This window comes from Teichococcus aerofrigidensis (assembly GCF_054073225.1).
Map to the genome: position 1 here is coordinate 1 of NZ_JBSXMU010000149.1, position 6,910 is coordinate 6,910.

The following is a 6,910-nucleotide window of genomic DNA, read 5'->3' on the forward strand; positions in this document are numbered from 1 at the left end:
GCCAGTGCCCGCGCCGGCTCCGCGCCTGCTGCGCCGCGCCCAGCGCCCAGGCGCCGAAGCCGATGGCGAGCCCGCCCGCCAGCGCCGCCGCCAGCGCCGCGGGCCCGACCATCTGCGCCAGCACCCAGAGCAGCCAGAGCGCGGCGCCATACATCGGGAAGGCCAGGACCTGCTTCAGCCGCTCCATCCAGAGGCCGGGACGCGGCAGCAGCCGGGCGAGGCCGGGGGCCAGGGCCAGCAGCGCATAGGGCGCCGCCATGCCGAACCCCATGGCGGCGAAGACGGCGAGCGTCGCGGCCGGCGGCATGGCCATGGCGGCGCCGATGGCGGCGGCCATGAAGGGCGCGGTGCAGGGGGTGGCGACCAGCACGGCGAGGCCGCCGGTGGCGAAGCTGCCCAGATGCCCCCCGCGCGCGGCGAGGCCCGATCCGGCGCCCACCGGCCCGCCGATCTGGAACACGCCGGAGAGGTTGAGCCCGACCGCCAGCATCAGCCACCCCATGAGGGCCACGAAGACCGGCGAGGTGAACTGGAAGCCCCAGCCGGCCACGCCGCCGGCGGCGCGCAGCGCGATCATCGCCCCGGCCAGAACCAGGAAGGACAGCACCACCCCGGCGGTGTAGCTGGCGGCATGGCTGCGCACCGTGCCGCGCGCCGCGCCCGAGAGCTTCGCCACGGCCATGGCCTTCATCGCCAGGATCGGGAAGACGCAGGGCATCAGGTTCAGGATCAGCCCGCCCAGCGCCGCCGAGAGCAGCACCTGCCAGAGCGGCCACCCGGCCAGGGCCGGAGCCGCGCCGCCCAGGGCGGCCGGAACCGCGCCGGGCACGGCGGACACCGTGAAGGCGCTGCGCGTCCCCGCGGTGTCGGTGATCGTCACCACCCCCGCGAGCGGCCCCTCGGCCAGCGGCGCCGCGCCGCGCGTCAGGCCGAGGCGCAGCGATCCTTCCGCCACCTCCATCGGCTGCGGCCCGGCATGATCCAGCGCGCCCCATTCGGCGGGGAAGAACCAGGCCGCCTTCACCGTGGCCGGCGAGAGGTCGGGGCCATCCAGCCGCAGCGCGCCCTGCCGGTCCTCGAAGCCCAGGCTGGCGGCCCAGGGGCTGGGGCGGGGCAGGGCGGCCTCGGCCTCCCGGAAGGCGCCGGCCAGGGCGGGGTCGGGGCGCGGCGCCGCCTCCACCGGTAGGTCCAGGCGGAAGACGCCCTCCTCGGGGATGCAGACCTGCTCGCAGACCAGCCAGCTCGCCGTCGCCTCGAGGGTCAGGACATCGCCCGGCCGCAGATCCGCCGGCGGCGTCACCGTCAGCGGCAGCAGCACCTGATTCTCGTAGCCGTAGTTGACCAGCGGGCCGAAGGGAATGCGGTCCGGCGCCGGCCAGTCGAAGCCGGTGGCGACGGTGCCCTCCGGCCCCGTCAGCGCCAGCTCCGGCGGCGTGCCGGCATCGCCCGGATTGATCCAGTAGGTGTGCCAGCCGGGCGCCAGCACCTGCTTCAGGCCGAGGCGGAAGGGCTGGCCGGGCGCCACCGCCGAGAGCTCGGCGGCCAGGCTCATGGCGGTGCGCTCGCTGCGGACCGGCGCGCTCTCCAGCGCCAGCGCGGGCGTGCCGAGCGCCAGGAGCGCGGCCAGGGTCAGGGCGGGACGGAACATGACGGGATGGAAAGCCAATTCCGGCCCCGAAGGAAAGGGGCAAGAGGTGACGAAAGGTTGCGCCGCATCGCGACGCCCCTCCCGACGCCTCGTCCGCCGCCTCTCAGGCGATCAGCACGCTGTCCTCCGACCAGCCCAGGAAGGCCACCGCGCCGGTCTGCGGCGTGTCGGTCCCGTCGGGCCGGTCATAGATCAGCAGCAGGTCCTCGCCCTCCGCGCCGATGGTGAAGCGGCCGGCGCCGGTCAGCGCGCCGCGCAGATAGGCATAGTCCCCGTCATGCAGCAGCGGCGCGCGCCCGCCGCCGGTGCCGGGCCAGGTGATGCCGGCCAGGTGAACCGGCGCCTCGCGCAGCGCCGCCTCCCCGCCGCCGCCGAGGATGACCCGCTCCCCGGCCTGGTAGTCGGTGATGACGTCGATCACGCCGCTGAGCGCGTCGCCCTCGGAAAGCGCGCCGTCGGTGTCGCCATGGGCCAGCAGGACGCTCTGGTTGTGCAGGGCGAAGCGGTCGGCGCCGCTGCCGCCCGTCAGGGTCACGCCGCTCTCGACGAGATGCGTGCGGGCCGGACCGGCGCTGAAGGACATCAGCAGGTCGTTGCCGCTGCCGCCATCCAGCGTGGTGCGCCGGCTGTGCGAGGTCAGGGTGTCGTTGCCGCTGCCGCCGAAGGCGGCGTTGTCCAGGCCGATCGGGCCACCCAGGATCAGGGTGTCGTTGCCGCCATCGCCGTAGATGCGGTGGTTGCTGCCGAAGGCCGAGATGCGGTCGTCCCCGGAGCCGCCGAAGGCGATGCCGTGGTGGCTCTCGCCAGGCTGGAACCGGTCGCCCAGGGTCAGCGTGTCATGGCCCTGATCGCCGAGCAGGGCGTTGCGGCCGCCGAGGGTGGTGAGCTGGTCGTCGCCCTGCCCGCCCATCAGCAGGTTGCCCAGCGCCTTCGCGGAGCCGGCGCCGGTGTCGGACAGGACGAGGTCGTTGCCACGGCCGGCGAAGACCACTTTCATCCGGCCCTGGACCTCGATCTCGTCGGCGCCGGCGGTGCCGAGGACGAGCGTGCCGTCCAGCCAGTCCCGCAACGGGTCGAGATCGGGCAGAAGGTCGATGGGGCGGAGCCGGGGAAGCGCCATGTCGGGAATCCTCCTCTGGGCCGGGTCCGCCTTCCATCGGGCGGCGGACCCAACCGGTGATGAAGAGAATTCTAATTCAGCAATCCATGATTGCGGAAGTCGATAGGAATACAATTACACGTCAAGGTTGTGATGCCGTCATCCCGCCAGGGGAGAGTCCGCCAGGACCTGCAGATGGCCCAGCGAGCAGCGCTCCACCCGCGCCGCGACACCATAGACCTCAGCCAGGAGCGCCGGGGTGAGGGTGGCCTCCGGCGAGCCCTCGGCGTGCACCGTGCCGCCGGCGATGGCGATGACATGATCCGCGAACCGCGCGGCCAGGCCGAGATCGTGCACGACGATGATGGTGACGAGGCCCTTCTCCCAGGTCAGCGCCTGCACCAGCTGCATGACCTGGAGCTGGAAGCGCAGGTCGAGCGCGCTGGTCGGCTCGTCCAGCAGCAGCACCTCGGGCTGCCGCACCAGGGCCTGCGCCAGGCCGGCGAGCTGGCGCTGGCCGCCGGAGAGCCGGTCCAGCCCGGTCAGCGCCAGGTGGCCGATGCCGATCCGCTCCAGCAGGTCCAGCGCCCGCTCCGCCGCCAGCTTGGCGGAGATCAGCCCCTCGCCGCCGGCGGGACTGGCCTTCAGCGCGCTGACCAGCGTCTCGAGCACGGTCAGCGCCACGCCCTGCGGCAGGCTCTGCGGCATGTAGGCGATGTGCCGGGCGCGGCGCTCCAGCCGCTGCCCCACCATCTCCTGGCCGTTCAGCTTCACCGAGCCGCGCGCCGGCAGCAGTCCGGCCAGGCCGCGCAGCAGGGTCGACTTGCCGGCGCCGTTGGGGCCGACCAGGGCGGTGATATGGCCGCCCCGGAGCGGCTTCAGCGACACGTCCTGCAGGATGACGCGACGGCCATAGCCGAGGGTCAGGCGCTCGATCTCCAGCCGCAGGGGCGGGGCGGCGGGCCGCTCCGGCGCACTCATGCCTGGGTTCTCCGGCGCGCTCACGCGAGGGTTCTCCCGCGCGCTCACGCGAGTGCTCTCCCGCGCGCTCACGCGCGACGCCCCCGGGTGAAGACCAGCGCGACGAAGACCGGCACGCCGACCAGCGCGGTGACGATGCCGATCGGCACCAGCAGCCCGGGCACCAGCATCTTGCTGGCCAGGGAGGAGAGCGAGAGCAGCAGCGCGCCGCAGAGCGCGCTGGCCGGCAGGAAGAAGCGGTGATCCTCCCCCACCATCAGCCGCGCCGCATGCGGCCCGACCAGCCCGATGAAGCCGATGGTGCCGACGAAGGCGACCGAGACGCCGGAGAGCACGCTGACCCGGAACAACGCCCCGTCGCGCAGCCGGTTGGCATCGACGCCGAAGGAGAGCGCCCGCTCCTCGCCCAGCCGCAGGGCGGTGAGCTTCCAGCTCGCCCGGGCGCAGAAGGGGATGGTGACGGCCAGCGCCAGGGCCATGACGCCGATCTTCGGCCAGGTGGCGCGCGCCAAGCTGCCCATGGACCAGAAGACCAGCTGCTGCAGCGCCTGCTCGGTGGCGATGAACTGCAGCAGGGCGACGGCCGCGTTGAAGGCGAAGACGAGCGCGATGCCGAAGAGCACCAGCGCCTCGACCCCCGCCCCGCGCAGCCTCGACAGGCTGCGCAGCAGCAGCACCGAGCCGAAGGCGAAGAGGAAGGCGTTGCCCGGCAGCAGCCAGCTCTGCGGCAGCCAGGGAATGCCGACGCCGATGACGATGGCCAGCGCCGCGCCCAGCGAGGCGGCGGAGGAGACGCCCAGGGTGAAGGGGCTGGCCAGCGGATTGTTCAGCACCGTCTGCATCTCCGCCCCGGCCAGCGCCAGGGCGGCGCCGACCAGCACGGCCATGACCGCGTAGGGCAGCCGCACGTCCCAGACGATGACGGAGACCGGCCCGGTCGCCGAGCCGGGGTCCAGCAGCACGCCCAGCACATCCGAGAGACCCAGGCGCGAGGGGCCGGTGGCGACATCGAGCAGCAGCGAGGCCAGCGTCAGCAGCGCCAGCAGCACGAGCAGCGCCGTGCGGCGCCAGAGCAGGGCGCGGTAGCCATCCGAGGCCGCGGTCGCCGTCACGGCGGCGCTCATCGCCGGCTCATCCGGATGGCGCCCGGGCGCGGCGGCGGCACGGGGTCCGGGCGGCGGGGGAGCGGCCGGGTGCGGCGGGGGCTGGGCGGCAAAGGCGCATCCTTCGGAGTGAGGCGGGGTCGGCGGCGTGAGAGCGGGAGTTCCGGCAATCCATAATCATTCGCAACCGCCGCACCAAGCCCCATCCGCGGGCGGGGCAGCCGCGCGGCCGGCCCGGTTCAGCCGGCCTGGGGCGGCCGGCGGCCGACCTGCACCGCCAGATCCCGCTGCCGCCCCTCGCGCAGCAGGGTGATGCGGATGGTCTGGCCCGGCGGGGTGATGGCGACGCCGCGCGTCAGGGCGCGCACCGTCTCGACCCGCTCGCCGTTCAGCGCGGTGATGATGTCGCCGGGGCGCAGCCCGGCGCGGGCGGCGGGGCTGTTGCGCTCCAGGCTCTGCACCTGCACGCCGCGGTTGCGCCCGCCCGGCGTCGTCTCGCCGCCGACATCCTGGACCGCCACGCCGAGCCAGCCACGCTCCACCCGCCCGTCGCGCCGCAGCTGGTCGATCACGCCGCGCGCCAGGTCGGAGGGGGTGGCGAAGCCGATGCCGGCCGAGGCGCCGGAGGGCGAGTAGATGGCGGTGTTGATGCCGATCACCTCGCCGGCCGCGTTGAACAGCGGCCCGCCGGAATTGCCCGGGTTGATGGCGGCGTCGGTCTGGATGAAGTCATCGAAGGGCCCGGCGCCGATCTCGCGCCCGCGTGCCGAGACGATGCCGGAGGTGACGGTGCCGCCGAGGCCGAAGGGGTTGCCCGCCGCCAGCACCCACTGGCCCACGCGGATGCTGCCCGAGGCCCCCCAGGGGACGGCGGCGAGCGGCGCGCGCGGCTCGACGCGGAGCAGGGCGAGGTCGGTCAGCTCGTCCGTGCCGACGACCCGGGCCGGCAGCTCGGTGCCATCCTGCAGCGAGACGACGACCCGCGCGGCCTCGCCCACCACATGGTTGTTGGTGACGATATAGCCCGCCGGGTCGATGACGAAGCCGGAGCCCGCCCCCTGCACCTGCTGCCGCCCGCGGCGTTCGCGGAAGTAGCGCTCGAAGGGGGTGCCGCGCAGTTCGGGCGGGATCTGCGTGGTGGTCTGCTCGGTGAGCACGGCGATGTTCACCACCGCCGGCAGCACCCGCTCGGCCAGGTCGGCGAAATCGGGCATCAGGCCGCGCTGGGCCTGGGCCGGCACGCGGGCGCAGGCGGTGAGCAGGGCCAGGCTGGAGAGGCCGGCGAGGACGAGGCGGCGGGAGGCGGCGGGCTGGGGGGTGATCATCGTCTCATCCCTGGTGGCGGGCGCGGTGGGGGCTGCGGCTCTGACGTCACATTGAGCAAGGCCGGGCGTAAGGCAAGCCCGCGCGGGCGCGGCCGCCGCAAACCGCCCGCCTCGAACCACTTGTCTCAGACCGCCGCCCGCTGTCCCGGCTGCTCCGGCCAGTCGTGCCTGGGGTAGCGGCCGCGCATCTCCTTGCGCACCTCGGCCCAGGCGCCGCGCCAGAAGCCGGCGAGGTCGGCGGTGACGGCGATCGGCCGCCCGGCCGGGGAGAGCAGCGCCACCTGCAGCGGGATGCGCCCGCCGGCCAGCGGCGGCAGGCGCTCCAGGCCGAAGAGGTGCTGCGCCCGCGCCTCCAGCCGCGGCACCTCGCCGGTATAGTCGATGGCGGCCGAGCGCCCGCCGGGCAGGTCGAGGCGCGGCGGCAGCTCGGCATCGAGGCGCCGGGTCAGCGGGTGCGGCGGCAGGGCGCGCAGCATCGCCACCACGTCCAGGGCCTTCAGCTGCGACAGCCTGTTCAGCCCGGCGAGCCAGGGGACCAGCCAGGCGCCGCCCTCGCGGGCCAGCGCCTCGTCCGAGACCTCCGGCCAGGGCTCGCCCTCGGCGCGGCGCATCCAGGCGAGGCGGGCGCGGGTCTGCTCGGCGGCCTTGCTCCAGTCCAGGTCGCGCAGGCCGCGCGAAGCCGCCGCCCCGGCCAGGGCCGCCGCCACCGCGTCCGGGTCGGCCTGGGGCAGCGTCGCCTCCTCCAGCACCAGCG

General features: G+C 74.6%; 6 protein-coding genes. All 6 read right to left on the bottom strand.

What is annotated here, in order from left to right; genetic code table 11:
* Positions 1-1,648 (bottom strand): protein-disulfide reductase DsbD family protein (locus ACVMLK_RS18910; protein WP_457487283.1); only part of this gene is annotated, 1,648 nt, incomplete at its 3' end.
* A 103-nt stretch (positions 1,649-1,751) separates the two neighbouring features.
* Positions 1,752-2,768 (bottom strand): calcium-binding protein, encoded by a 1,017-nt coding sequence (locus ACVMLK_RS18915; protein ID WP_457487284.1) that lies wholly within the window; start codon positions 2,766-2,768, stop codon positions 1,752-1,754.
* Positions 2,769-2,906: 138 nt separating this feature from the next.
* Complete coding sequence (locus ACVMLK_RS18920) at positions 2,907-3,728, bottom strand: ABC transporter ATP-binding protein (protein WP_457487285.1); 822 nt, start codon at positions 3,726-3,728, stop codon at positions 2,907-2,909.
* Between the two features lie 68 nt (positions 3,729-3,796).
* Positions 3,797-4,852 carry a FecCD family ABC transporter permease gene (locus tag ACVMLK_RS18925; RefSeq protein WP_198365709.1) on the bottom strand — a complete coding sequence of 352 codons (1,056 nt, stop codon included), beginning with the start codon at positions 4,850-4,852 and terminating at the stop codon, positions 3,797-3,799.
* A gap of 218 nt (positions 4,853-5,070) precedes the next feature.
* Positions 5,071-6,156, bottom strand: coding sequence for a S1C family serine protease (locus tag ACVMLK_RS18930; protein ID WP_198365710.1), 1,086 nt, complete (start codon positions 6,154-6,156; stop codon positions 5,071-5,073).
* A 125-nt stretch (positions 6,157-6,281) separates the two neighbouring features.
* The coding region (locus ACVMLK_RS18935; RefSeq protein ID WP_457487286.1) for an ATP-dependent helicase C-terminal domain-containing protein at positions 6,282-6,910 on the bottom strand (629 nt) is incomplete at its 5' end.

What these genes read in the sequence shown, in the direction of transcription:
- ACVMLK_RS18915 (WP_457487284.1), bottom strand. Translation starts at nt 2,768, where the DNA reads ATGGCGCTTCCCCGGCTCCGCCCCATCGACCTTCTGCCCGATCTCGAC.
- ACVMLK_RS18920 (WP_457487285.1), bottom strand. Translation starts at nt 3,728, where the DNA reads ATGAGTGCGCCGGAGCGGCCCGCCGCCCCGCCCCTGCGGCTGGAGATC.
- ACVMLK_RS18925 (WP_198365709.1), bottom strand. Translation starts at nt 4,852, where the DNA reads ATGAGCGCCGCCGTGACGGCGACCGCGGCCTCGGATGGCTACCGCGCC.
- ACVMLK_RS18930 (WP_198365710.1), bottom strand. Translation starts at nt 6,156, where the DNA reads ATGATCACCCCCCAGCCCGCCGCCTCCCGCCGCCTCGTCCTCGCCGGC.